General features: G+C 68.6%; 24 protein-coding genes. 6 read left to right on the top strand and 18 right to left on the bottom strand.

What is annotated here, in order from left to right; genetic code table 11:
• Positions 1-72: 72 nt before the first annotated feature.
• Positions 73-1,035 carry a TAXI family TRAP transporter solute-binding subunit gene (locus tag ADE01S_RS09950; RefSeq protein ID WP_062681529.1) on the bottom strand — a complete coding sequence of 321 codons (963 nt, stop codon included), beginning with the start codon at positions 1,033-1,035 and terminating at the stop codon, positions 73-75.
• 256 nt (positions 1,036-1,291) lie between these two features.
• Here ADE01S_RS09950 and ADE01S_RS09945 point away from each other — a divergent pair, with 256 nt between their 5' ends.
• Positions 1,292-2,431 carry a DSD1 family PLP-dependent enzyme gene (locus ADE01S_RS09945; protein ID WP_062681528.1) on the top strand — a complete coding sequence of 380 codons (1,140 nt, stop codon included), beginning with the start codon at positions 1,292-1,294 and terminating at the stop codon, positions 2,429-2,431.
• A gap of 94 nt (positions 2,432-2,525) precedes the next feature.
• Here ADE01S_RS09945 and ADE01S_RS09940 read toward each other — a convergent pair whose 3' ends face one another.
• Both ADE01S_RS09940 and ADE01S_RS09935 read right to left on the bottom strand, forming a co-directional pair.
• Positions 2,526-2,654 (bottom strand): entericidin A/B family lipoprotein, encoded by a 129-nt coding sequence (locus ADE01S_RS09940; protein ID WP_062681527.1) that lies wholly within the window; start codon positions 2,652-2,654, stop codon positions 2,526-2,528.
• 57 nt (positions 2,655-2,711) lie between these two features.
• Positions 2,712-2,897, bottom strand: a complete 186-nt coding sequence (locus ADE01S_RS09935; RefSeq protein ID WP_062681526.1) for a CsbD family protein — start codon at positions 2,895-2,897, stop codon at positions 2,712-2,714.
• Positions 2,898-3,175: 278 nt separating this feature from the next.
• On the opposite strand from ADE01S_RS09935, the gene ADE01S_RS09930 reads away from it, so the two are divergent.
• On the top strand, positions 3,176-3,448 hold the full coding sequence (locus ADE01S_RS09930; RefSeq protein WP_062681525.1) for a hypothetical protein: 273 nt from the start codon (positions 3,176-3,178) through the stop codon (positions 3,446-3,448).
• A gap of 58 nt (positions 3,449-3,506) precedes the next feature.
• On the opposite strand, the gene ADE01S_RS09925 is transcribed toward ADE01S_RS09930, so the two are convergent.
• Positions 3,507-4,472 carry a Bug family tripartite tricarboxylate transporter substrate binding protein gene (locus tag ADE01S_RS09925; protein WP_062681524.1) on the bottom strand — a complete coding sequence of 322 codons (966 nt, stop codon included), beginning with the start codon at positions 4,470-4,472 and terminating at the stop codon, positions 3,507-3,509.
• 212 nt (positions 4,473-4,684) lie between these two features.
• On the opposite strand from ADE01S_RS09925, the gene ADE01S_RS09920 reads away from it, so the two are divergent.
• Positions 4,685-5,878, top strand: a complete 1,194-nt coding sequence (locus tag ADE01S_RS09920; RefSeq protein WP_062681523.1) for an acetylornithine transaminase — start codon at positions 4,685-4,687, stop codon at positions 5,876-5,878.
• Positions 5,879-5,975: 97 nt separating this feature from the next.
• On the opposite strand, the gene ADE01S_RS09915 is transcribed toward ADE01S_RS09920, so the two are convergent.
• From ADE01S_RS09915 to ADE01S_RS09855, 13 genes are all read right to left on the bottom strand, one after another.
• Positions 5,976-7,598 carry an AMP-binding protein gene (locus ADE01S_RS09915; RefSeq protein ID WP_062681522.1) on the bottom strand — a complete coding sequence of 541 codons (1,623 nt, stop codon included), beginning with the start codon at positions 7,596-7,598 and terminating at the stop codon, positions 5,976-5,978.
• On the bottom strand, positions 7,595-8,665 hold the full coding sequence (locus tag ADE01S_RS09910) for a phosphotransferase (protein ID WP_062681521.1): 1,071 nt from the start codon (positions 8,663-8,665) through the stop codon (positions 7,595-7,597). Before ADE01S_RS09910 ends, ADE01S_RS09915 begins: the two co-directional genes overlap by 4 nt.
• Positions 8,662-9,888: an acyl-CoA dehydrogenase family protein gene (locus ADE01S_RS09905; protein ID WP_062681520.1), complete on the bottom strand. Its 1,227-nt coding sequence runs from the start codon at positions 9,886-9,888 to the stop codon at positions 8,662-8,664. The genes ADE01S_RS09910 and ADE01S_RS09905 overlap by 4 nt, the downstream gene beginning before the upstream one ends.
• Before the next feature lie 48 nt (positions 9,889-9,936).
• The gene (locus ADE01S_RS09900; protein ID WP_062681519.1) at positions 9,937-10,698 is read right to left on the bottom strand and encodes an SDR family NAD(P)-dependent oxidoreductase; all 762 of its coding nucleotides are present in this window, start codon (positions 10,696-10,698) and stop codon (positions 9,937-9,939) included.
• Positions 10,683-11,066 carry an AtuA-related protein gene (locus ADE01S_RS09895; RefSeq protein ID WP_062681518.1) on the bottom strand — a complete coding sequence of 128 codons (384 nt, stop codon included), beginning with the start codon at positions 11,064-11,066 and terminating at the stop codon, positions 10,683-10,685. Before ADE01S_RS09895 ends, ADE01S_RS09900 begins: the two co-directional genes overlap by 16 nt.
• Positions 11,067-11,075: 9 nt before the next feature.
• Positions 11,076-12,434 carry an acyclic terpene utilization AtuA family protein gene (locus ADE01S_RS09890; protein WP_062681517.1) on the bottom strand — a complete coding sequence of 453 codons (1,359 nt, stop codon included), beginning with the start codon at positions 12,432-12,434 and terminating at the stop codon, positions 11,076-11,078.
• A 29-nt stretch (positions 12,435-12,463) separates the two neighbouring features.
• Complete coding sequence (locus ADE01S_RS09885; protein WP_062681516.1) at positions 12,464-13,438, bottom strand: Bug family tripartite tricarboxylate transporter substrate binding protein; 975 nt, start codon at positions 13,436-13,438, stop codon at positions 12,464-12,466.
• A gap of 24 nt (positions 13,439-13,462) precedes the next feature.
• Entirely contained in the window at positions 13,463-15,595 is a 2,133-nt protein-coding gene (locus ADE01S_RS09880; protein ID WP_062681515.1) for an acetate--CoA ligase family protein, read from the bottom strand.
• 23 nt (positions 15,596-15,618) lie between these two features.
• Positions 15,619-16,602, bottom strand: a complete 984-nt coding sequence (locus ADE01S_RS09875) for a tripartite tricarboxylate transporter substrate binding protein (RefSeq protein WP_062681514.1) — start codon at positions 16,600-16,602, stop codon at positions 15,619-15,621.
• Between the two features lie 75 nt (positions 16,603-16,677).
• Entirely contained in the window at positions 16,678-17,019 is a 342-nt protein-coding gene (locus ADE01S_RS09870; protein ID WP_062681513.1) for a Zn-ribbon domain-containing OB-fold protein, read from the bottom strand.
• On the bottom strand, positions 17,016-18,188 hold the full coding sequence (locus tag ADE01S_RS09865) for a thiolase family protein (RefSeq protein ID WP_062681512.1): 1,173 nt from the start codon (positions 18,186-18,188) through the stop codon (positions 17,016-17,018). Before ADE01S_RS09865 ends, ADE01S_RS09870 begins: the two co-directional genes overlap by 4 nt.
• Positions 18,181-18,951: an IclR family transcriptional regulator gene (locus ADE01S_RS09860; protein WP_062681511.1), complete on the bottom strand. Its 771-nt coding sequence runs from the start codon at positions 18,949-18,951 to the stop codon at positions 18,181-18,183. Before ADE01S_RS09860 ends, ADE01S_RS09865 begins: the two co-directional genes overlap by 8 nt.
• A gap of 162 nt (positions 18,952-19,113) precedes the next feature.
• Complete coding sequence (locus ADE01S_RS09855) at positions 19,114-19,674, bottom strand: Imm42 family immunity protein (RefSeq protein WP_131828700.1); 561 nt, start codon at positions 19,672-19,674, stop codon at positions 19,114-19,116.
• Between the two features lie 339 nt (positions 19,675-20,013).
• Between ADE01S_RS09855 and ADE01S_RS09850 the strand changes: the two genes are divergently transcribed.
• Together ADE01S_RS09850 and ADE01S_RS09845 are read left to right on the top strand one after the other, a co-directional pair.
• Positions 20,014-20,949, top strand: a complete 936-nt coding sequence (locus ADE01S_RS09850) for a Bug family tripartite tricarboxylate transporter substrate binding protein (protein ID WP_242663354.1) — start codon at positions 20,014-20,016, stop codon at positions 20,947-20,949.
• 22 nt (positions 20,950-20,971) lie between these two features.
• Positions 20,972-22,162 (top strand): M24 family metallopeptidase, encoded by a 1,191-nt coding sequence (locus tag ADE01S_RS09845; protein WP_062681509.1) that lies wholly within the window; start codon positions 20,972-20,974, stop codon positions 22,160-22,162.
• On the opposite strand, the gene ADE01S_RS09840 is transcribed toward ADE01S_RS09845, so the two are convergent.
• Entirely contained in the window at positions 22,155-23,120 is a 966-nt protein-coding gene (locus ADE01S_RS09840; protein ID WP_062681508.1) for a LysR family transcriptional regulator, read from the bottom strand. The two genes, ADE01S_RS09845 and ADE01S_RS09840, sit on opposite strands and share 8 nt — an antisense overlap.
• A 44-nt stretch (positions 23,121-23,164) precedes the next feature.
• On the opposite strand from ADE01S_RS09840, the gene ADE01S_RS09835 reads away from it, so the two are divergent.
• Positions 23,165-23,734, top strand: coding sequence for a GAF domain-containing protein (locus ADE01S_RS09835; RefSeq protein ID WP_242663355.1), 570 nt, complete (start codon positions 23,165-23,167; stop codon positions 23,732-23,734).
• The last annotated feature ends 7 nt before the right edge of the window (positions 23,735-23,741 follow it).

The raw sequence follows: 23,741 nt of genomic DNA, 5'->3' as shown, positions 1-23,741 counted from the left end.
CGCGTGGGTCCGGCTCCGCCGGCCCACTGCGGCGCCCCCCGGGGGGAAGCGCCGAAGGCGCTCGGGGGGGGCCTACTTCAGCAGGCCGATTTCCTTGTAGAACTTCTCGGCGCCCGGGTGGAACGGAATACCCGCGCCCTTGATCGCGTTGTCGCGCGTGATGAGCTTGCCCTTGGCGTGGCCGTTGTCCAGCGTCTTGCGCGTGGCGTCGCTGTACAGCGCCTTGGTGACGTCGTACACCACCTGTTCCGGCAGCTTGGCCGACGTGACCATCTGCGCGTTGACCGAGATGGTCTTCACTTCGCCCACGTTCTGGTAGGTGTTCGCGGCGATGGTGTCGGGCGTGAAGAACTCCTGCTTGGCGCGCAGCGCGTCGATCTCGGGGCCGACCAGCGGCACGATCTCGATGCCGGCGCCGCTGGACGCCAGTTCCGCGATGGCGCCGGCGGGGGCGCCACCCACGAAGAAGAACGCGTCCAGCCCGCCGTCCTTGAGCTTGTCGCCCGCCTGGTTGGGCTTGAGGTATTCGGCCTTGATGTCCTTGTCGGTCATGCCGTAGGCGCCCAGGATCAGGCGCACGTCGACCAGCGTGCCCGAGCCCGGCTCGTCCATGGACACGCGCTTGCCCTTCAGGTCGGCCACGCTCTTGATGCCGGACCCCTTGCGCGCCACCAGGTGGATGCTTTCCGGGTACAGCGTGGAGATCAGGCGCAGGTCCTGCGCCTTGGGCTTGCCTTCGAAGGTGCCGGTGCCACTATAGGCCCAGTAGGCCACGTCCGACTGCGTGAATCCCGCCTCGAACGAACCGCCGAGGATACCGTTGATGTTGGCCACCGACCCGTTGGAGGCGACCGCCGTGGCGATCAGCTTGCCGGGTTGCGATACCGCGTTGGCGATGATGCCGCCGATGGGATAGTAGGTGCCGGCGGTTCCGCCCGTGCCGATGCGGAAGAATTGCTGCGCTTGCGCGGAGCCGACGGCGCCGACCGCGGCGACGGCCAAGGTCAGGGTGGTGATCCAGTGCTTCAGTTTCATGCGGGCTTCTCCGTTGCTTGCTGCCGTTTTGGATGTAATTGGTTTTTGCCGCCGGGTCTTGTGCCCGGCGGCAAAAACGCGCCTCCCCTCGGGGGCTTTCTTTATGATGAAATTCTGTCATGCCGACTTCCTGTAGCCAATGCTTACCGGGCTATCGTTTACCAGGGGGTCGCATCCCTTTAGGTTATGACCGGTCCATGTTTGGTTATGGCGCGGTTACCTCCCACGCGGTGCAATCACGACGGAGCGTCCCCCGATGTCCCAGGAAGTCATACGCGGCATAGCGCTGCCCCCGGCGGCCCAGCCGGGCGATCCCTTGTCCCGGATCGACACGCCCAGCCTGGTGCTGGACCTGCCGGCCTTCGAGGCGAATCTGCGCGCCATGCAGGCCTGGGCCGACCGGCACGAGGTGGCCCTGCGGCCCCACGCCAAGGCGCACAAGTGCCCGGAAATCGCCTTGCGCCAGCTGGCCCTGGGCGCGCGCGGCATCTGCTGCCAGAAGGTCAGCGAAGCCCTGCCCTTCGTGGCCGCCGGCATCCGCGACATCCACATCAGCAACGAAGTGGTCGGCCCGGCCAAGCTGGCGCTGCTGGGCCAACTGGCGCGCGCCGCCAAGATCAGCGTGTGCGTGGACAACGCCGAAAACCTGGCGCAGCTGTCGGCCGCCATGACCCGGGCCGGCGCCGAGATCGACGTGCTGGTCGAGGTGGACGTGGGCCAGGGCCGCTGCGGCGTGTCCGACGACGCCACCGTGCTGGCGCTGGCGCAGCAGGCCCGCGCCCTGCCCGGCCTGAATTTCGCGGGGCTGCAGGCCTACCACGGCTCGGTGCAGCACTACCGCACGCGCGAAGAGCGCGCCGCCGTCTGCCGGCAGGCCGCGCGCATCGCCGCGTCCTATGCGCAGCTGCTGCGCGAGAGCGGCATCGCCTGCGACACCATCACCGGCGGCGGCACGGGCAGCGTGGAATTCGACGCGGCCAGCGGCGTCTACACCGAGCTGCAGGCCGGTTCCTACGCCTTCATGGACGGCGACTACGGCGCCAACGAATGGAACGGCCCGCTGAAGTTCCAGAACAGCCTCTTCGTGCTGTCCACCGTCATGAGCACGCCCGCCCCTGGGCGTGTCATCCTGGACGCGGGCCTGAAGTCCACCACGGCCGAATGCGGCCCGCCCGCGGTCTACGGCGAGCCGGGGCTCACCTACGCGGCCATCAACGATGAACACGGCGTGGTGCGCGTGGAACCCGGCGCGCAGGCGCCCGCCCTGGGCGCCGTGCTGCGCCTGGTGCCTTCGCACGTCGACCCCACCTTCAACCTGCACGACGGCCTGGTGGTGGTGAAGGACGGCGTGGTGCAGGACGTCTGGGAAATCGCGGCGCGCGGCTTCTCGCGTTGAAGCGCGCTGCGGCATTCCCGTTTTCTGCCGCCAGAATGCAAAAAGCGCCGGCGCGGGATCAGCGCGCCGGCTTCACACGCAGGCTTTAGTGGGCTTACTGGGCTTTTTCCTGGATCTTCTCCCCGCCACGCTCAATGTCCTTGCCGGCACCTTCCATCGTATGGCAGCCCGCCGTGACGGCGGCGGCGGCCAGCACCAGCGCAAGCCAGATTCGATGCGTCATGTTCTTCTCCTTTAGGCGTTCATTGGACATAGCGGGCCATGCCGACGGCAGCCGCGCTTATTTTTTGTCCAGCAAGTCCCGTGCCTGGTCCTTGGCCTCGCCCACATTGCGTTGCACTTTGCCCACCGTCTTCTCCGCCTTGCCTTTCACTTCCGTTTCGCGGTTGCCGGTCACCTTGCCGGCGGTTTCCTTGATCGCGCCTTTGACTTCCTTGGCGGCGCCTTTGATGCGGTCCTTGTCCATGTCGTCGCTCCTTGCGTTGCATGGCCGCGCGCCGGGCAGGTCGCCAGGACGGCGGCCCCGGCCGCGGACGAATCCACTATAGGAATGGCGCCGCGCGGGCGTAAGAAGCGAGCGCACCAGATCCGGGGGTGCTTTTTACCTATTTTCCTGAAATGGGCACGCGCGCCGGCGGCGCGGCCGGCGGATAGGAAAAAAACACTAGATGGGCTCGTCCTGCGTGATCTGGGCAGGGAGGCGGGCCGGGCCTATCGTGGGCTTGCACTCTTCAGGAGACCGCCATGAACGCGCACCAGCAGCCCCCCGATCCCGATCCCTCGACCCCGCCCATCGGCGATCCCTCTCGCCCGCCGGGCGAACATCCCGGCGACGCGCCGGACAAGCAGGCGCCCGGCCAGCAGCCGACGCCCCGACCCGGCCAGGACGATCCCGATCCCGGCCGCCGGCCGCCCGATGTGCCCGGGCGGCCGGGCCAACCGGACCAGCCGGGCCGGCCAGGCCAACCCGGCGGGCCGGGAGAGCCCGACGATCCGGCCTTGACCCAGCCGCACTGAGCGCGGCAGCCGCGGCCGATGGGCGATCCCGGCGGGCGCCGGGATCGCGGCGCGGCGGTCAGTCGACCTGCGCGCCCGACTGCTTCACCGCCTTGCCCCACTTTTCCACTTCGCCGGCGATGAACGTGCCGGTGGCCTGCGGCGTCAGCGGCATCGGCTCGGCGCCGCGGTCGCGGAAGAACTTCTGCATTTCCGGCGCATTCAGCACCTGGCCGATCTGCTGGCTCAGGTAGCCCGTCACCTCGGACGGCGTCCCCTGCGGCGCCAGCACCGCGGCCCAGCCGATGGCCTCGAACCCCGGATAACCCGACTCCGCCACCGTCGGCACGTCGGGCAACTGCGGCAGGCGCTTGGCCGTCGTCACCGCCAGCGCCACCGCCTTCTTGCTCTGCACGTGCGGCAGGCCCGCCGTCACCGAATCCACCATCAGCGGAACCTGGTGCCCCAGGAAATCCGCCTGCGCCGGGCCGCTGCCCTTGTACGGGATGTGGCGGATGTCGATGTCGGCGGCGGCCTTGAACATCTCGGCCGACAAGTGCTGCGTGCCGCCGATGCCCGCGCTGGCGTAGGCCAGTTCGCCCGGATTGGCGCGCGCCTGGTCCACCAGCTGTTTCAGCGACGTAATGCCCGAGGCCGGCGTGGCCAGGAACATCAGCGGCACCGAAAACACGCCCGACACCGGCGCGAAATCCTTGGTCAGGCTGTAGTTGATGGTCTTGTACAGCGTCTGGTTGACCGCGGCGGCAGAGCCCGCGATCACCAGCGTGTAGCCGTCCGGCGCGGCGCGCATCGCCTGCTCCATGCCGATATTGCTGCCGGCGCCGGCGCGGTTCTCCACCACGATGGGCTGTTTCACGACCGCGCCCAGCTTTTCCGCCAGGGCGCGCGCGAAGATGTCGGTGGCCTGCCCGGGCGGGAAAGGCACGATCAAACGGATGGGGCGCTCAGGGTACGCCGCCTGGGCGGTAGCGGCCGCCGCCGTCAGCGCCAGGCCGGCGGCCAGACTGGAAAGAATACGTTTCATGATTGGTCAGTAAAAAGCGACAAAGGTCTGCGGGCGGGGGGTGCGCCTGTTGCATAAAATAGAGCGCCCCGCGCTGGCAGCCCTTTTGAGGCGGCCGTGGGGCGGATCGGCAGGGGTTCGTCACGATAGCATTCCCCCGCCGATGCTAAATTCGCCTTTTAGCGTTTCCCACTCTTTTTCAACCCCTGTTCTCTCATTCCGCAGGAACCGCCATGGAATTCAGCCAGTTCAACGTCAACACCCTCATGGAGATCACCTCCCGCCCGGACCTCGTGTTCGTGCGAGGCCAGGGATCCTGGCTGGAGGATCACGCGGGCAAGCGATACCTGGACTTCGTCCAGGGCTGGGCCGTCAACACCCTGGGCCACTGCGCCCCGGAAATGCAGAAGGCACTGCTGGACCAGTCCAAGCTGCTGATGAACCCCTCGCCGGCGTTCTACAACCTGCCGTCCATCGAACTCGCCCAGCGCCTGACCGGCGCCTCGGTCTTCGACCGCGTCTTCTTCGCCAATAGCGGCGGCGAAGCCAACGAAGGGGCCATCAAGCTGGCGCGCAAATGGGGCCAGGTCAACAAGAAGGGCGCGCACAAGATCATCACCATGAACCACGGCTTCCACGGCCGCACGCTGGCGACCATGTCCGCGTCGGGCAAGCCGGGCTGGGACAAGATGTTCGCCCCGCAGGTCGAAGGCTTCCCCAAGGCCGAAATCAACGACCTGGAATCCGTGCGCAAGCTGATCGACGACCAGACCGTCGCCATCATGCTCGAACCCGTCCAGGGCGAAGCCGGCGTCATCCCGGCCAGCAAGGAGTTCATGCAGGGCCTGCGCAAGCTGGCCGACGAACACAAGCTGCTCTTCATCGTCGACGAAGTCCAGACCGGCATGGGCCGCACGGGCACCATGTTCGCCTACCAGCAATCCGACGTGGTGCCGGACATCATGACGCTGGCCAAGGGCATCGGCGGCGGCGTGCCGCTGGCCGCGCTCCTGGCGCGCCAGGAAGTCTGCGTGTTCTCGCACGGCGACCAGGGCGGCACGTACAACGGCAATCCGCTGATGGCCGCCGTGGGCGTGGCGGTGTTCGACGCGCTGGCCGCGCCGGGCTTCATGGAGTCGGTCAACGCCCGCGCCAAGCAGCTGTCCGAAGGCCTGCTGGCCCTGTCGGCCAAGTACGGCATGAAGGGCGAGCGCGGCATGGGCCTGCTGCGCGCGCTGGTCATGGACCGCGACGACGGCCCCGCCATCGTCGAATCCGCGCGCAACCTGGCGCCCAACGGCCTGCTGCTGAACGCGCCGCGCGGCAACCTGCTGCGCTTCATGCCGGCCTTGAACGTGACGGCTGAAGAAATCGACACGATGCTGACGCAGCTGGATGGGTTGATTGCGCAGGCGCGCAAGGGTTGATCCGCGTTTCGCGGTAGCAGACAGCAAGGGCCGCTTATGCGGCCCTTATGTTGTCTTGCGGGGAGATGGGGTTGAGGCGGTTACGCTGCGAGCTGTCCTACAACCCCCTGGCCCGCTCGCGCAGCAGGAACTTCTGGATCTTGCCGGTGGCGGTCTTGGGCAGCGGTCCGAACACGATGGTGCGCGGCACCTTGAACCGCGCCAGGTGTTGGCGGCAGTGCGCCAGGATGCCCTCGGTATCGGCGCGGGCGCCGTCCTTCAGCGCCACGAAGGCGCAGGGCGTTTCGCCCCAGGTCGCGTCCGGGCGCGCGACCACCGCGGCTTCGAGCACGTCGGGATGCCGGTACAGCACGCCTTCGATTTCGACGGTGGAGATGTTCTCGCCGCCGGAAATGATGATGTCCTTGGCGCGATCCTTGATCTCGATATAGCCGTCGGCGTGCACCACGCCCAGGTCGCCGGAATGGAACCAGCCGCCGGCAAACGCCTCGGCGGTGGCGGCGGGGTCGTGCAGATAGCCCTTCATGAGCGTGTTGCCCCGCAGCGCGATTTCGCCCAGGGTGGCGCCGTCGGCGGGCACCGGGCGGCCCTCGGCGTCCAGCACCTGCACGGCTTCCACATTCAGCTTGCGCACGCCGATCCGGGCCTTGCGGGCGGCGCGCTGCGCCAGCGGCAGGGCATCCCATTCTTCGTGCCAGGCGCAGCTGATGGATGGCCCATAGGTTTCGGTGAGTCCGTACAGATGCGTGACGCCGATGCCCAGCTCCTCCATGGCTTCGATGATGGCCGCGGGGGGTGCGGCGCCGCCAGTCATGGCCTGCACCGGATGCGCGGCGCGCCGGCGCACGGCAACCGGCGCGTTGACCAGCATCGTCAGCACCACCGGCGCGGCGCAAAAAAAACCCACGCGGTGACGCTCGATGGCGTCGAAGACGGCGGCGGGCTCCACCCGCCGCAGGCACACGCTGGTGCCGGCCAGCGCCGCGAGCGTCCAGGGAAAGCACCAGCCATTGCAATGGAACATGGGCAGCGTCCACAAATACACCGCATGCGGCGGCATGCCGCAGGACAACACATTGCCCATGGCATTGAGATACGCGCCGCGATGGTGATACAGCACGCCCTTGGGGTTGCCGGTGGTGCCCGAGGTGTAATTGAGGCAGATGTCCTGCCATTCATCGGCGGGCGGTTCCCAGTCCGCATCGGCGGGCTGGGCCGCCAGCCAGCCCTCATACTCGGCCTCGCCCAGCGTGCCGTGCTCGCCGGCGAACTCTCGATCCTCGATGCGCACCGCGCGCGGCGGCGCGTCGAGCAGGGCCAGCACTTCACGAACCTGTTCGCTGTACTCGCTGTCGAATAGCAGCACCGTCGCCCCGCCGTGCGACAGGATGAAGGCCAGCGTGGCCGCATCCAGCCGCGTGTTGAGCGCATTGAGCACCGCGCCCGCCATCGGCACGCCGAAGTGCGCCTCGTACAGCGCCGGCGTATTCGGCGCCAGCACCGCCACCACGTCGCCGCGCCCGACGCCCCAGGCCCGCAACGCCGACGCCATGCGTCGGCAGCGATCCCGGGTGGCGCTCCAACTCTGGCTGAACGTGGCGCCATGCACGAGCGCCGGGCGCGCCGGGAACACGCAGGCGGCCCAGTCCAGGAAACCCAGCGGCGACAGCGGCACGTGGTTGGCCGCGTTGCGCGGCAGTTCGTCGGTGTCGGCGATCATTGCGGTTCCTCCTGGTTGGCCGCCTTGCGGCGGGTTTCCCGGCTTGCCGCCTGCCAGCCCAGTTCCGCCAGTGGCGCCACTCGCGCGCCCATTTCCAGCGCGTCCTCGGCGGCGGCGTTGCCGGCCCGGGCACGCGCGTACACGCCTTGCAGAATCGCGGCGATGCGGAAAAAGCTGTAGGCCAGATAGAAATCCCAGTTGGGCGGCGGCGCGATGCCGCGTTCGCGGCAGTAGACGGCCACGAACGCGTCTTCGTCGGGAATGCCCCGCGCGGCCAGGTCCAGGCCCGCGATGCCGCGCCACAGCGCGGGCGGAATGCGCCAGCACATGCAGTGATAGGCCAGGTCCGCCAGCGGATGGCCCAGCGTGGACAATTCCCAATCCAGCAGCGCGATCGCCCGCGGCTCGGAGGGGTGGAACACCAGGTTGTCGATGCGGTAATCGCCATGCACCAGCCGGGTCTGGCCGTCGTCTTCGGGAAGATGGCGCGGCAGCCAATCGATGAGCGCGTCCATGGCGGCGATGGCCTCGGTCTGCGTGTCGCGGTACTGGCGGGTCCAACGGCCCACTTGCCGCGCGAAGTAATCGCCGCTGCGGCCGTAGTCCGACAGCCCCGCCTCGGCCGGGTTCACGGCGTGCAGCGCCGCCAGCACGCGGCCCGCTTCGGCGTAGAGCGCGCCGCGCTCGGCCGCCTCCATGCCGGGCAGCGCCGGGTCCATGAAGACGCGCCCATCCGCAAAACTCATCAGGTAGAACGGCGTTCCCACGATGGCGCGATCGGCGCAGTAGTGCAGCATGCGCGGCACCGGCACGGCGCTGTGCGCCAGCGCGGACATCACGCGGTATTCGCGATCCACCGCGTGGGCCGAGGGCAGCAATTCGCCCGGCGGCTGCTTGCGCAGCACGCGCCGGCCCGTGGCGTCTTCAAGCAGGTAAGTGGGATTGGATTGCCCGCCGGACAGGGGCCGCAGCGTGAGCGTGGCGGGGTCCGCCAGGCCCAGGCCGCCCAGATAGGCCGCCAGCGCGGGCAACCACGGCGGCGGGGTAACGGGGGCGGCGCGAGTCATACCAGCGCCTTGCGCGGGGCGTCCGCTTCATCCCAGCGCCAGTAGCCGTCGCCCTCGTCCATCAGATAGCGCGCCAGCACCATCTTGTGCACCTCGGAAGCGCCGTCCACCAAGCGCGCCTGCCGCGCATAGCGGTAGATCCATTCCAGGGGGGTGTCCTTGGAGTAGCCGCGCGCGCCGTTCAACTGAAGCGCCGTATCGACCACCTTTTGCAGGGTTTCGGACACCACGATCTTGGCCATGGAGATCTCTTTGCGCGCGTAGTCGCCCTGGTCCAGCCGGACGGCGGCGCGCATGGTCAGCAGGCGGCCGATCTCGATCTGCATGGCGGCCTCGCCCAGCAGCCACTGCACGCCTTCGCGCTCGGCCAGCTTCTGGCCGAAGCTGCTGCGCTGGCCCACGTAGTCCACCGCCACCGCCATGGCGCGCCGCGACAGCCCCAGCCAGCGCATGCAGTGCGTCAGCCGCGCGGGCCCCAGGCGGATCTGCGTGAGCTTGAGGCCGTCGCCCACCTCCATCAGCCGGTTCTCCTCGGGGATCTCCAGGCCGTCGAACACCAGTTCGCAGTGCCCGCCATGCTCTTCGGGCCCCATGATGGGAATGCGGCGCTCGATGCGCCAGCCCGGCTGGTCCGCGTGGAACAGGAACGCGCTCAGGCCCTTGCGCGAGTCCTCCGAGGTGCGGGCGATGAGTATGAAATGCCGCGCCACGCCCGCGCCGGTGATGAACCACTTGCGCCCGTTCACCACCCACTTGCCGTTCTTGAGCGTGGCGGTGGTGCGCATCATGGAGGGATCCGAGCCGCTGCCGGGGTGCGGCTCGGTCATGACGAATGCCGAACGCACCTTGCCGTCGATGATGGGCTGCAGCCAGCGCGCCTTCTGGTCCGGCCGGGCCACTTGGGCCAGCACGCGCATGTTGCCGTCGTCGGGTGCGGCCGCGTTGAAACACACTGGCCCGAAAATGGAGCGGTTCATTTCTTCGTAGCAGGCGGCCAGTCCCGCCATGGGCAGGCCCTGGCCGCCGAGTTCGCGCGGCATCTGCAAGGCCCACAGGCCGGCTTCGCGCACCCGCGCGCGCATGCGTTCCAGCGCGGCTTCGGCGATGTTCTCGTGATCGTCGTAGTTGGCCCGGTCGGCTTCTAGCGGGATCAGTTCGCGGTCGACGAAATCGCGCACGCGGCGGCGGTAGTCTTCCAGTTCGGGCGGTAGCGAGAAATCCATGCGGCGTCTCCTTGCCGGGGCGCGGCCCCGGATATACGGGGTTGCGGGTTATAGCGAACTGGCCAGGTGGCCGCCATCCACGTCGATGACCGAACCGGTCATGAACGCCGAGGCGTCCGACGCCAGCAACAGCAGCGGGCCGTCCAGGTCCTGGGGCTGGCCGAGCCGGCGTTGCGGCACGCGCTTGATCAGCGCTTCGCCGGCGGGCGAGGCGAAGAATTCACGGTTGAGGTCGGTGGCGATGTAGCCGGGGGCGAGCGCGTTCACGCGGATGCCGTGGCGCGCCCATTCCAGGGCGAGCGCCCGGGTCAGGTGCAGCAGGCCGGCCTTGGCGGCCGCGTAGGGCGCCACGTGCGAGGCCACGCGCTGGCCCAGGATGGACGCGATGTTGACGATGGCGCCCGACGTGCCGTGCGCGATGAAATGCCGCGCGGCCGCCTGGGCCACCCGCCAGGCGCCGTTGAGATTCACGTCCACCAGCCCGGTCCAATCGTCTTCGGTAAGCTCCAGCGCCGGCCGCGACACCGCGATGCCGGCATTGTTGATGACCACGCTCACCGGCCCCAGCGCCTCGGCCGCGGCGTCGAACGCCGCCTGCACGCTGGCCGGCTGCGTGACGTCCATGCCGATCGCGCAGGCCTGTCCGCCCGCCGCGCGGATGGCGGCCGCGGCTTCCTCGCCCAGCGCCGTTCGGCGTCCGCATAGCGCCACTCGGGCGCCCGCGCCCGACAGCACCCCGGCAAAGTGGCGCCCCAGCCCGCTGTACGCGCCGGTGACCAGCACGGTGCGGGATTTCAGGTCTTCGAACATCCGCTACCCTCCTTGGTGGGTTGGGGACCTCGCAGCAAAGGCGCCAGATCGTCCGGCACCTCCAGCTCCAACCGTAGCACGGCGCTGGCCAGGGCCTTGCCGTAATTGTCGATAGCCAGACTACGCGACACGCCGCCGCCCAGCGCGCCGTCGAGCACGAAGTTCAGCACGCCCAGGCCATCCACCTCGTAGCGCCGGATGTCGCCGCGCACGGCCTGCTCGTTGTAGATGGCGCGCATGGCTTCTACCGTGAGCGCGCGCTTGATGTGGGGATAGAACTGCGGCTCGTAGGCAATGACCGCGATATTCGAGGTATTGCCTTTGTCGCCGCTGCGCGTGTGTGCCACGCTACGCAACGTAACCCGCATGACGTCTCCTTAAACGAACTCCACGCGGCACGCCACGCGCTCGCGCGGCACCAGCGTGGACCACAGGCCGATGACTTCGCGCGTGCGGTCCTGGTGCGGCACGCGCTTGCCGGTGGACGCCAGCCCGCAGACGGCCATGCCGTCCACCTCGCGGCCGATCTTCTCGGCCTGCGCGCGGCTGGCGCAGCGCGCCGCGATGCGCACCGCCACTTCGGCCGGCTCCTCGCGCAGGGCGGCCGAGGCCGCGCCGTGCACGGCGTTCACGCCGATGAAATCGATGCGCAGGTCCTCGGCCTGCAGGCCTGCGGTGCGCAGGCGCTCCCGCAGGATGGTCTCGGCCAGCCGCGCCTTTTCCAGGCAGCCCGGGCCGGCGAAGAAAAACATGTCTTCGCCGATGTGGCCTTCGGTGCAGCCGATGGACACCTTGAGCGTAGGGGTGCGCGCATGCCCGGAAATGCCGCTCACGCGCACGCGGTCCTGGGCGACCTGTTCCAGCCGCGCCGTGGTGAAGTCCACCACCACGTCCGGCGTGATGTAGCGCGCCGGGTCGTGGACTTCGTAGAACATCTGCTCTTTCACAGTGCGCAGGTCGATGCTGCCGCCCGTGCCCGCCACCTTGCCGATTTCCGCCGTGCCGTCGGCGTCCACATCGGCATAGGGGAACGCCAGGTTCCAGGGCTCGGGCACGTCCTTGTAGCCGGGGTCGCCGAAGTAGCCGCCCGTGACCTGCGCGCCGCATTCCAGCAAATGGCCGATGCCGCTGCCCTGCCCCAGCCGGGTCCAGTCGTCTTCGCGCCAGCCGTAGCGGTGCATCATGGGCGCGAGGAAGAGCGAAGGATCGGCCACGCGTCCGGTGATGACGATGTCCGCGCCCTGCTCCAGGGCCTGCACGATGGCGGCCGCGCCCGCATAGGGCTCGGCCGAGATCAACGTGTCGCGCACCGTCGACACCGGCGCGCCGGTCTCCAGGATGCGCAGATCGCTGGCGGCAATTTCCGCGCTCAGGTCCGTGGCCGTCACGGCGGCCACGCGGGCGTCGGCCCAGCCCGCCTGCGCGCACAGCTCCGCCACGCGGCGGGCGGCGGCCCGCGGGTTGATCCAGCCCTGGTTGGACACGATGCGGGTGCCGTTCGCCTTGCAATGCGGCAGCACCGCGCGCATGCGCTCATCCAGCCAGGTGTCGTAGCCCGGGAAGGCCGGATCGCGCCGTTTGCGCACCTGCGCGGCGGACACGGTGGCCTCGGCCATGGTCTCGAAACACAGAAAATCCAGCGCGCTACGCTCCGCGTTCCAACGCGCCGGGTCGATGCGGTCGCCCCACCAGCCCGAACCCGAGCCGATGCGCAGCCTGCCTGCTTTGTCGTTCATGTCTGCCTCCTTGTTCGGGATGCGCCGCCTCATTGGGGCCGGATGCCCGCATCCTGGATGACTTGCCGCCACTTGGCGGTGTCGGCGCGGATGGTCTCGGCGTATTGCGCCGGCGTGCCCGCCACCGGAATCGCGCCCAGTTCCTCGACCTGCCGGCGCGTGCCCGGCTCGGCCAGCGCCGCGGCCACCGCGTCCCGCAGCTTGCCGACGACTTCGGACGGCGTGCCGGCCGGCGCCAGCAGGCCGAACCAGGAATTCACCTCATAGCCCGGCAGCCCGGCCTCGGCCACCGTGGGCACGTCCGGCAGCATGGGCACGCGCTGCGTGGTCGTCACCGCCAGCGCCTGCACCGCGCCGGCCTTGATCTGGCCCATGGCCGACGGCAGGTTGTCGTACATAAGCTGCACCTGCCCGCCCAGCAGATCCGTCATGGCGGGCGCCGAGCCCTTGTATGGAACGTGGCGGATGTCCACCTTGGCCAGCCGGTTGAACAGCTCGCCAGACAGATGCGGGGAGCCGCCCAGGCTGGTGGACGCGAAGTTCAGCGAACCCGGCGCGCGCCGCGCCTGTTCGATGAGCTGCGCGACCGACGCAATGCCCAGTTTGGGGTTGACCAGCAGCACGTTGGGCGAATTGGCCACCAGCGTCACGGGCGCGAAGCCGCTGGCCGAGTCATAGGGCATTTGCGCGTAGATGAACTGGTTGGTGGCCTGCGTGCCCAGCGTGCCCATCAGTAGCGTGTAGCCGTCGGGCTGCGCGCGGGCGACTGCCGCCGCGCCGATGCCGCCGCCCGCGCCGGGCCGGTTCTCCACCACCAGGCTCTGGCCCAGCCTCGCGCCGGCTTCGCGCGCCACCAACCGAGCCAGCAAGTCCGTCGTGCCACCCGGTGGAAACGGCACCACCAGCGTGATGGGCCGCGCCGGCCAGGCCGATGCGGCTTGGGCAGTGGCGGACAGGGCCAGCGCGGCGCCCAGTATCAGGGTCTTGTATCCAGGGTTTTTCATGAATGTCTCCGTTGGTTCCGCCATTCAGGCCGCGCGCCGCGCCGCCTCGCTGACTCCATCCGACAACTCCACCAGCGCGTCCAGCGCCACGGCGCCTTCGCCCTGCGCGCCCACCAGCACCGGATTGATGTCGATGGAGGCCACGTGTCCCGCAGCCGCCAGCGCGTAGCGGCCCAGGCGCGCCGCCTGCTCCGCCACGGCCTGCATATCGGCCGCGGGCTCGCCGCGCACACCCGCCAGCAGCCTGCCGATGCGCAGGCTGCGCAGCGCCGCCAGTGCTTCCTCGGCCGCGAAGGGCGGCATCAGTAGCGCCACGTCGCCCAGCGCTTCCACGTACTTGCCGCCCGCGCCCACCATCACCACCGGACCGAACACCGGGTCGTTGCGCACGCCCAGCGCCAGCTCGTGCAGGCCGCGCTGCATGCGCGCCACGATCCAGCTCGCGTCGTCCACGCCCAGCCTGGCCAGTGTCTGCGCCTGGCGCGCAAGGGCCTCGCGCAACGCCGCCTCGTCATTGATGCCCAGCGCCACCAATCCGTGTTCCGACTTGTGCGGCAATCGCGCCGAGCACGCCTTGAGCGCCACCGGCGCGCCCATTCGGTGCCAGGCTGCCACGGCCGCATCGGCATTCGCACAGAGCGCGTGCTCGCCCACGGCGATGCCCTGCGCGGCCAGCAAGGCCAGGCTGGCGGCTTCGGACAGGAACCCGGGCCGCGCATCGGCCGGCGCCTCCACAGGCGCCACCGACGCTTCCACGGGCGCGCGTTCGCGCAGCCTGTGCAGCCGCCACAGCGCCGCCAGGGCCTCCACCGCCTGCTGCTCGTCCGCATACACCGGCACGCCATGCGCCCGGAACGCGCTGGCGACCGGGTCCTGCCAGGCCACCACGGCCACCGGCTTGGCCGCTGCCTGCGCAAAGCGCGCGGTGTCGGCCGCAAACCGCGCCACGTCGTAGCCGCGGCCCGCCACCGGGATGTCGATCAGGAACATATCGGCCGCGGGGTCTTGCGCGATGGGGGGCAGCACCTCGCCGAACAGCCCGTTGTTCGAGAGCAGCGCGGCGGTGATGTCCACCGGATTCCCGGTGGTGGCAAAGCCGGGCAGGCGCTGCCCCAGGATTTCCTGCGTGGCCTGGCCCAGCGGCGCGATCTGCAGGCCGCGCTCCACCGCCGCGTCGACCGCCAGCACGCAGCTCGCGCCCGAATTGCTGACCACCACCATGCGCGGTCCTTGCGGCAGCGGGCCGCGCAGCGCCAGTTCGGCGTAGCGAACCAGTTCCTGCGGGTCTCGGGCCCGCAGAATGGCGTGGTGCGCAAAGAAGGCATCCACCGTGCGGTCTTCATTGGCCAGCGCGCCCGTGTGCGACGCCGCCGCGCGGGCGCCCGCCTCGGAGCGGCCCGCCTTCACCGCAATCAGCGGCACGTTGCGCGCGCGGGCCAGCGCCGCGGCCTCCGCCAGCGCGCCGGCATCGCGCAGCGACTCCAGGTACAGCAGCACGATGCGCACCTCGGGGTCGCGCAGCACCGCGCAGGCCAGCTCGGCGACCGTGACGTCGGCCTCGTTGCCCGTGGCGTGCACATGCCTCACGCCCACGCCGCGCTGGCGCAACAGGCCGTAGACCATCGCGCACATGCCGCCGCTCTGGCTGATGACGGCAACCGGCCCGTCCTGCGGCGCCACCTCCAGGAACATGGTCGAGAAACTTGCGATTGCGCCGTTGCCGAAATTGGCCAGGCCCTGCGAATTGGGCCCCACGATGCGCATGCCGGCCGCGCGCGCCCGCGCCGTCATGGCGTCTTGCGTCCGGCGGCCCGCCTCGCCGGTTTCCGAGAACCCCGCCGAAATCACGATGGCGGCCGACACCCCCAGCGCCGCGCAGCGGTCCACTGCCTGCACGGCTTGCTCGCCCGCCACCGCCACGATGGCCAGGTCCGGCGGCGCGGGCAAGGCGTCCAGGTCGGGCCATGCCCGTTCTCCCTGCACTTCGGCGCGTTGCGGATTGATGGGATACAAGGTGCCCGCATAGCCGTGGCGGCGCATGTAATGAATGGGCCGCCCGCCGATCTTGTCGGGGTTGTCGGACGCGCCCACGATCGCAATCGATGCCGGGGCCAGCAGCCGGTCCAGCGCGGCCGCGTCGCGGTTGTCGGAAACCATGAATGCTCCTTTCCGTGTGACCTTCAATTGATGGTGGCGCCCGAGGCGCGAACCACGTCGGCCCATTTCCGTACTTCGTCGCCGAGGAAGCGGCGCGTGTCCTCCGGCGTCATCCAATCCGCCGCGAATCCCTGGGCCGCGAACTTCTGCTGCACGTCCGGCCGGCCCAGCACCTTCTGCACGGCGTCGCTCAGCGTCTGCACCACCGCCGGCGGCGTGCCTACCGGCGCCAACAGGCCGTTCCAGGCCGTGGCCTCATAGTTCTTCAGGCCCGCTTCCGCCACGGTGGGCAGGTCCGGCGCGGCCGCCGAGCGCTGCGCGCCGGTCACCGCCAGCGCCTGGAGCTTGCCGGCCTTCACATACGGCATGGACGACAGCATGGTGTCGAACATCAGGTCGGCCTGGCCGCCCATCACATCGGTCAGCGCGGGCGCGCTGCCCCGATACGGCACATGCACCATGCGAGTGCCCGCCAGCGTATTGAAGAGCTCCGCCGACAGATGGGTGGACTGCCCGTTGCCCGATGACGCAAACGTCAATTGCCCCGCGCGCTGCTTGGCCAGCGCGATGAGCTCGCTCACGCTGTGCGCCGGCAGGTCCGGCCGCGTCACGATGACCAGCGGCCCCTTCGTCAGCAGCGACACCGGCGCGAAACTCTTCTGGGTGTCGTAGCCGAGGTTCTTGAACAGCGACATGTTGATGGCGTGCGCCGTGGTGGCCAGCAGCAGCGTGTAGCCGTCTGGCGCGCTCTTGGCCACCATGTCGGCGCCGATATTGCCGCCCGCGCCCGAGCGGTTATCGACGATCACGGTCTGGCCCAGCGCATCGCCCAGGCCTTGCGCCACCACGCGCGCCACGATGTCTGTCGGGCCGCCGGGCGGATAGGGCACTACCAGGGTCACGGGCTTCGTCGGCCAGGCCGGCGCGGCCGCAGCCAGGCCCGGCGCCGCGCAGGCGGCCAGGGTAAAGGCGGCCAGCGCCGCGCGCCATCCGGGATTTGCAGGCATGAGTGTCTCCTCCGTCCTCAGCGGGACGTTTTTTTTCAGTGGGTTGGAAAGGGAGCTACGCTTGCCGGCTGTGCGTCACGGCGGCCGGCGCGCCTCGAAGCAAAGCAGGGTGTTGCCACCATGCTCGAAATCGCGGGCGCATACCGCCTGCCCGATCGCCACGCCGGGCGCGGCATGGCCCATCAGCACCGCGCCCTCGCGCAGCCGCACCAGCGCCAGCACGTAGGGCGCCAGCGCGCGCCACGACGCATCCGGCGCGCGGTGCACCGTGCTGTGCGCAAGCACCTCGCCTTCGCCGGTCGCGCGCGCCCATTGCAGGTTCGTGCCGCCGCAGGCCGCGCAGGCATACGGACGCAGCGCCCACCACGCGCCGCAATCCGCGCAGCGCCGCAAGTCCAGGGGATGCCGTTCGTTCATGCCGCGTCCTCCGCCTGCAACACCAGGCTGACGTGCGCGGACAGCACGCCGCCGTCGGCGTGCACGAGCGCCCGCCTGCGCGGCGCAATCTGGCGCTCGCCCGCCAGGCCCGCAAGCTGCATCCAGGCCTCGGCCACGTGCGCCAGCCCGCCGGCCACGCCCGAATGCCCGAACGACAACAGCCCGCCGTGCGTGTTCAGCGGCAGCGGCCCCGCCGCGTCGAAATCCCCGCGTCGCACCCGTGCCGCCGCGCCGCCGCGCGGCGCCAAGCCCAGTTCTTCCAGCAGCATCGCCAGCGTGATCGTGAAGGAATCGTAAATGGCCAGATAATCGACATCCCCGACCTCCATCCCCGCCTGCGCCAGCGCCCGTCCGGCCGCGCGCGAGGCGCCCGTGTCCATCACGTCGCGCATGGCCGACAAATGCTGATGGCGGTGCGCCTGGCCCGCGCCGGTAATCCGGACCGGCCCTTCGTCCGCGCTCACCACTAGCGCTACCGCGCCATCGGAAATCGGGCAGCAGTCCAGCAGATGCAACGGCGTGGCTATCGGCTTGGAATCCAGCACCGCCTGCACGCTGATCGGCTCGCGCAACTGCGCCAGCGGATGCCCGCCCGCATGCCGCCGCATCAGCACCGCCAGCTCCGCCAGATCCTCCCGCCGCGTGCCGGTGGCATGCATATAGGCCGACGCCAGCAGCGCGTAATACGCCGGCACCGACGCCCCATTGGGCACTTCGACGTCCGCCTCTCCTACCTGCGCCAGCGTCTGGATGGACGCATCCACCGCCTGCCCGGTCAGGCGGTTCTCGCCCGCCACCACCAGCACCCGGCGGCACGTGCCCGCGCGCACCAGCTCGCGCGCCAGCATCACCATGCCCGCCCCGGTCGCGCCGCCCATCTGCATTCCATGCGCATAGTGCGGGTCCAACCCCAGCTTCTCGCTCAGCAGGCTCGCCAGCATCAAATGCGGAAACGTCGTCGCATAGCCGCACAGCACGCCGTCTATCGCGCCGCGCCGGCGGGCCAGCCCGGCGCGCGCCAGCGCCCCTTCGGCGGCCTCCGCCATCAGGTCCAGCGCGCTACGCCCCTCATGCCGGCCAAAGCGCGTCACCGCCGCGCCCTGCACATAGGCATGCGCCAGGATCGGGTTATCGGCGGGCTCACGCATGGGGCATCCACGCCCGCTCGATCGCGCGCGCCTCCTCGGACAGGGCCTGCGCCAGCTCCTGCTCGCGCGGCTCGATACGTTCATTCAACGCGGCCACGCTCAGCGCTCCGATCGCGCGGCCGCTCGGGCCCCGCACCGCCACGCCCAGCCCGCCCATTCTTTCCACCACCACGTCCAGCAGCATCGCGTGGCCCAACGTGCGCGCCCGCTGCGCCGCCTCATCCAGGGCATCGGCCGGAAACCGCGGATACCGCGCCGCCAGCCGCTCGCGCACCCGCGGCAGTACCGTCCGCGCCTCGTCCCCATCCAGCGCCGACAGCAACGCCAGGCTCCCCGCGCCCACCCCCAGCGGCCGGCGGCTGCCCACCTCCAGATAATTCGCGCGTATCGGGTAATCGCCGAAGCACAGGTCCACGCACACCGACTCCCAGCCCACCGGCATCGACAGAATCACCGTGTCCCCAAACTGCCGCGCCAGCCGGATCAGCGCCGGCCGCGCCAGCCCGCGCAAATCCAGGCCGTCCACCATGGCGTGGTGCATGGCGTAGACCTGCGGGCCGAGCATGTAATGCTTGCTTTCAGGGTCTCGCTCCACGAAACCCTCAGATTCCAGATCCTTCAGGATGCGCAGCGCCGTGGAGATATCCAGGCCCGCATGCTGGGCGATGTCCGTCAACCGGTGGATGCGCCGGTCCGACAGGCTGGCCAGCACGCGGCAGGCCTTTTTCGTAGCGGAAACGACGGAGGAATCCTGGGTGGGCATCGGGCGGAAAGGGGAAAAAAGGGAACACGCAGACAAGATAAGAAAGCCGCGTGCAACGGGTAAAGTTGCAGCGCAACAAAGTTTTGTCTGGTGAAAGTCGATGCGATTCGCCAGGCGCGCGTGGGCTCGGGTCGGATGAGCCGCGCCGCGCCGCTGTCTTGCTCACTCGACGGTAGGTTCGCCGAGGCGTTCGCTCTCTTGCTCGAACCATGCGGTGAACCCGTCTATGGCTTGGGTAACGTCTACAAGGGAGGCTTCAAGCGCCAGGCCTCGTGCCGGCGGCAGAGATCGGTTCAGGATGCGCACCCTGCCTGCCGGGGTGTAGACGATGAAGGATTTTCCGCCTTGATCGAACTGTTCTCCCCAATTGGTCAGAAAGTCGAACGGCTCATATCGCGCAGAATCCCTTTGCACTTCTTCGAGCGAGCGCTCGTCCGCCAGCGGGATGTCGCCTTGGTAGCCATATAGCGCGCCGTCCAGCAGGTTCCAAAGTTCCTGATCGCTCAAGCCTTCAAATTCATCCAGCCAGAGGGATGAAAGCCTGTCGCGGAGGGCGTGGAAACCCATGTAGCTGGTGTACAGCCCGCAAAACGGATCCTCGAAATCGCCGATCTCGCAACCCTCGCACCAGATACGCATCCGGCCCCAAACTTGAGAGGGAGGTTGCAGGTGAGGTTCCGGCATTGCTTCTATCGCGAAGGTGTCGATTTTTCCGAATAGCATGGTCTTGTCAGAGGGGGGTAGAAGGCGGAGTCATTGCGGCCGTACCGCATCGAGCCCCGGGCACCTGCTCCACAGGCATCGATGGATGTGTCCACTTTTACGAATGCCTGGAAGAGGCCGGGTTTGTAAATGTAGTCTGACTGGACATTTTCTATCATGCCAAAATGCTAATGGAAACCTCAGGTTTATTCATTGGGCGGACATGCCCGATCTCCCCATAATCCTCTCGCAGGCTTCAAAAGCCGCCGTCCAGTCGCGACGCAGTTGATGATTCATGGGGATGACATGTTGGGGACAATACCGGGACGCGCCCGCTGCGCAGTAGCAGGGATCGCGCTCTTGCTTTTCGCAGGCGTCAGCGCAGACGCCGCCGCCGACTATCCGGACAAGCCCATCAAGCTGGTCGTGCCGCAGGCCGCCGGCGGCGGCACGGATGTGATCGGCCGCTTGTGGGCGGACTACCTGGCACGGCAGCTCAAGACGCCGGTGGTCGTTGAGAACCGGCCGGGCGCCAACGGCATCCTGGCATCCAGCTACGTCGCCAAGCAGCCGGCCGACGGGTACACGGTGCTGGTCAGCGGGGTGTCGTACCTGGCCTTCAACCCGCATATGTACAAGAACATGCCGTATGAGCCGGCGCGGGATTTCGACGGCGTCAGCCTCTTGGTGAATACGCCCTTCTTGCTGGTCGCCGGTACGCAGACGGGAATCCGGTCGTTGGACGAACTGGTCGCCCGCGCCAAGGCCGAGCCCGAGTCGCTGAATTTCGCATCGGCGGGCAAGGGCAATTCCACCCATCTGGTCGTGGAGATGCTGGCGCAGAGGACGGGCATGAAACTCATGCATGTCCCGTACAACGGCGCGGCCGCCGGGTTGACCAGCGTGATGGCCAACCAGACCCAGGTGATGGCCGACGTGCTGAACACGGGCGCCGTGCAGGCCAACGCGGGCAAGGTGGTGCCGTTGGCCGTGGTGGGCAACAAGCGCGCGGCAAGCGTGCCGGACGTGCCCACGCTGGCCGAACTGGGCTTCAAGGATTTTCCGATGCCGGGCTGGTATGCGCTGGTGGCGCCCAAGGGCACGCCGCCGCAGGCCATTGCGCGCCTCAACGCCGAGACCCGGCGCTTCTTCGACGATCCCGCGGTCAAGGCGCGCTTGCAGGAGCTTCAGCTTGAGCCCCTGCCCTCGTCACCCGAGACCGTGGCCGAATGGACCGCGCGCGATAGCGCCACCTGGGGCCCGCTGATTCGCCAGCTGGGCTTGAGCAACGACTGAACACCACGACAAAGGACACACCATGCCCAAACTCACCCAGGCTGTCTGGCAATACCGGTTCGACAAGATGACGTCCATGATGGACGAGCTGGCGGTCGATGCCGTCATCTTCACGTCGGCGGACTTCTTCCAGTTCGCCACCAATTTCCACACCGACGTGTTGCCCTGGGAACGGCCGATCTTTGCCGTCGTGCCCCGCAACGGCACGCCCTTCCTGGTGATGAACGAGCTGTCCACGCATCACATGCAGTTCTCGCAGGAACAGGGCAAGGTCTGGATCACCGACATCAGCTACTACGCCGAGCATCCGCGCGTGCAGAACCGGCTGCCGTTGATTACCCAATTGCCCGAGGTGCTGGCGGCCAGGTTGAAGGCGGCAGGCCTGGCGCGGTCGCGCATCGCTGTTGAAGGCGGCAGCCCGGTGCTGGCGCAGTTGGCGCGCTTCCTGCCCGACGTCGTCCTGCGCAACGCCACACCCGAGTGCCGCGCCCTGCGTTGGCAGAAGCATGACGAAGAGCTTGCCGTGATGGCGGCCGCCGCGTCCATCTCCGATTGGATTCAGGACCGCTACCGCGAGAACATCCGGCCCGGCCGGCTGGTGCAGGAACTGGACTTCGCCATGGCGTCGCTGTTCGTGCAGGAGGCCGCCGAGCGCTTTCCGGGCGAGCACTTCGAGGTGATCCGCTGCTGGACCCTGAGCGGCCCCGCGTCAGCCTCGCCGCATGGCGATGGCGCGTCATGCGGCGCGCGGATCCAGGAAGGCGACGTGCTGGTGAACATCGTCATTCCGCGCTTGAACGGCCTGACGATCGAGAACGAGCGCACCTGGTTCTGCGGCACGCCCTCGGCCGAGCAGGCGCGGCTGTGGTCCGCGGCCAAGGCGGCCAACGAGGCGGCCATCGCCGCCGCGCGCACGGGCAACCCCGTCTGCGCGATCGACGCGGCCGCGCAGGCCGAGATCGAGAAGGCCGGGTACGCGGACTTCATCCGCCATCGCACCGGGCATGCCGTGGGCATCATTCACCACGAGTACCCGGAAGACATGGCCTTCAACCAACGCCCCTTGCTGGACAACGAGGTGTATTCGGCCGAGCCGGGCATCTACGCCTACGGTATCGGCGGCTTCCGTCTGGACGACACGGTCGTGGTCGGGAGCACGCCACGCGTGCTGACCCACACGCCCAAGACGCTGGAGTACGCCACCGTCAAGTAGCCGCGTCGCTGGCGGCGCTGCCCTGGGAGGTGCGCTGCGCCTCCTGGCGCAGCGTTTCACGCAAGGCCGGCAGCACGATGCTGGGCGAGTCGGCCGCCCACAACATGCCGATGGGACCGAACTCCAGGCGGGACGGCGCGCGCACGATGCTGATCAGGGCAAGCCGTTCGTACATGTGCGCGACGGAACTGGCCAAGGTGGCGATGTAATCGCGGTCCTGCAGCATCGACAACAGCGCAACCAGCGAACTGGTCTCGACGGATGGCTTCGGGGGCGGCATGCCCGCATCCACCACGGCCTGATCCAGCCGTGCGCGCGACAGCGTGCCCAGCGGCGGCAGGATCCACGGATAACGCTGGGCGTCCTCCCAAGAGGGCGCATCCAGTTCCGCCAGCGGATGCCCGCGCCGGGCCACCACGCTGAAAGCGTCGGTCATCAGCCATTCGGTGCACAGGCCGGAGCGGCTGGCGCGCACGTCCAAGGGCCCGATGATGAGATCGATCTCGCGGCGTTCCACGCGTTCAATCAGCGGTTCAAGCAAGCCCTCGACCAGTTCGATCTGCACGTTCGGCGAACGCTGGTGCAGCGCGGCGATGGCGCGCGGCAGCAACACCGGCGCCGCGGAAAGAATGGTGCCGATATGCAGATGGCCGGCCACCCCGCCCTTGACCGCTTCGATCTCCTCGCCGGTGCGCGCGGTGTCTCCCAGCACGCGGCACGCATAGCGCCAGAGCGCCCGTCCGGCTTCCGTCAGTTCAAGCGACCGGCCGCGCAGGAACAACGGCGTGCCGACCAGGTCTTCCATGTCGCTCAGCCAGTGCGAGAGCGCGGGCTGCGTCATGTGCATGGCTTTGGCGGCGCCGGTGACGCTGCGCGCGGTTTCCAGGGCGGCCAGCACCTGCAAGTGCCGAAGCTTGAGCCGGCGGGTCCAGGGCGGGTCGATCGAGGTGGAGTCCATGCGGAAATGGTAATGGATCTCTCAGGTTTATTCATTAGCCTCGTATGGCCATTGGCAGCCAAAATGCCTTTCCCGATAGACGAGGGCAAGCGGTGACGAACGCAACAGAAAACATGGCGCAGACGCGGGCGTTAAGCGACATGGCGAAGGCCCTGGCCGCCGCGCCCCAACCCGAATGCGGACTGCAGGCGCTGGCCCGCGCGCTGGCCGCGCGGATCGGCTATCGGCTGTTCACGGTATTGGTGCTGGATCGAGAGGCGGAGCAGAGCCGGCGGTATTTCTCAAGCCAGCCCGAGGCCTACCCGCCAGGCGGCGCCAAGCCCATCCGGGAAAACAGCGAGTTCTACGCCACTGTCGTGCTTGAGGGAAAGGCGCGGATCTGCATCGACCGCGCGGAATGCGCGCGCGCATTTCCAGACCATGAGCTCATCCATTCACTCGGCTGCGAGAGCGCCGTGAACGTGCCGGTCCGATGGGACGGCCAGACCATCGCGTCGCTGAACCTGCTGCACGAGGCCGGCTGGTATCGCCAGGACATGCTGCCGGAACTGAGCGGATACGCCGCGATGGCCATTCCCCTCATTCAAAAGATCATTCATACCACCCGCCCGTAGGGAGAGA

This window comes from Achromobacter denitrificans NBRC 15125 (assembly GCF_001571365.1).
GTDB classification, from domain to species: Bacteria; Pseudomonadota; Gammaproteobacteria; order Burkholderiales; family Burkholderiaceae_B; genus Achromobacter; species Achromobacter denitrificans.
This window is presented reverse-complemented; position numbering and strand designations above follow the sequence as displayed.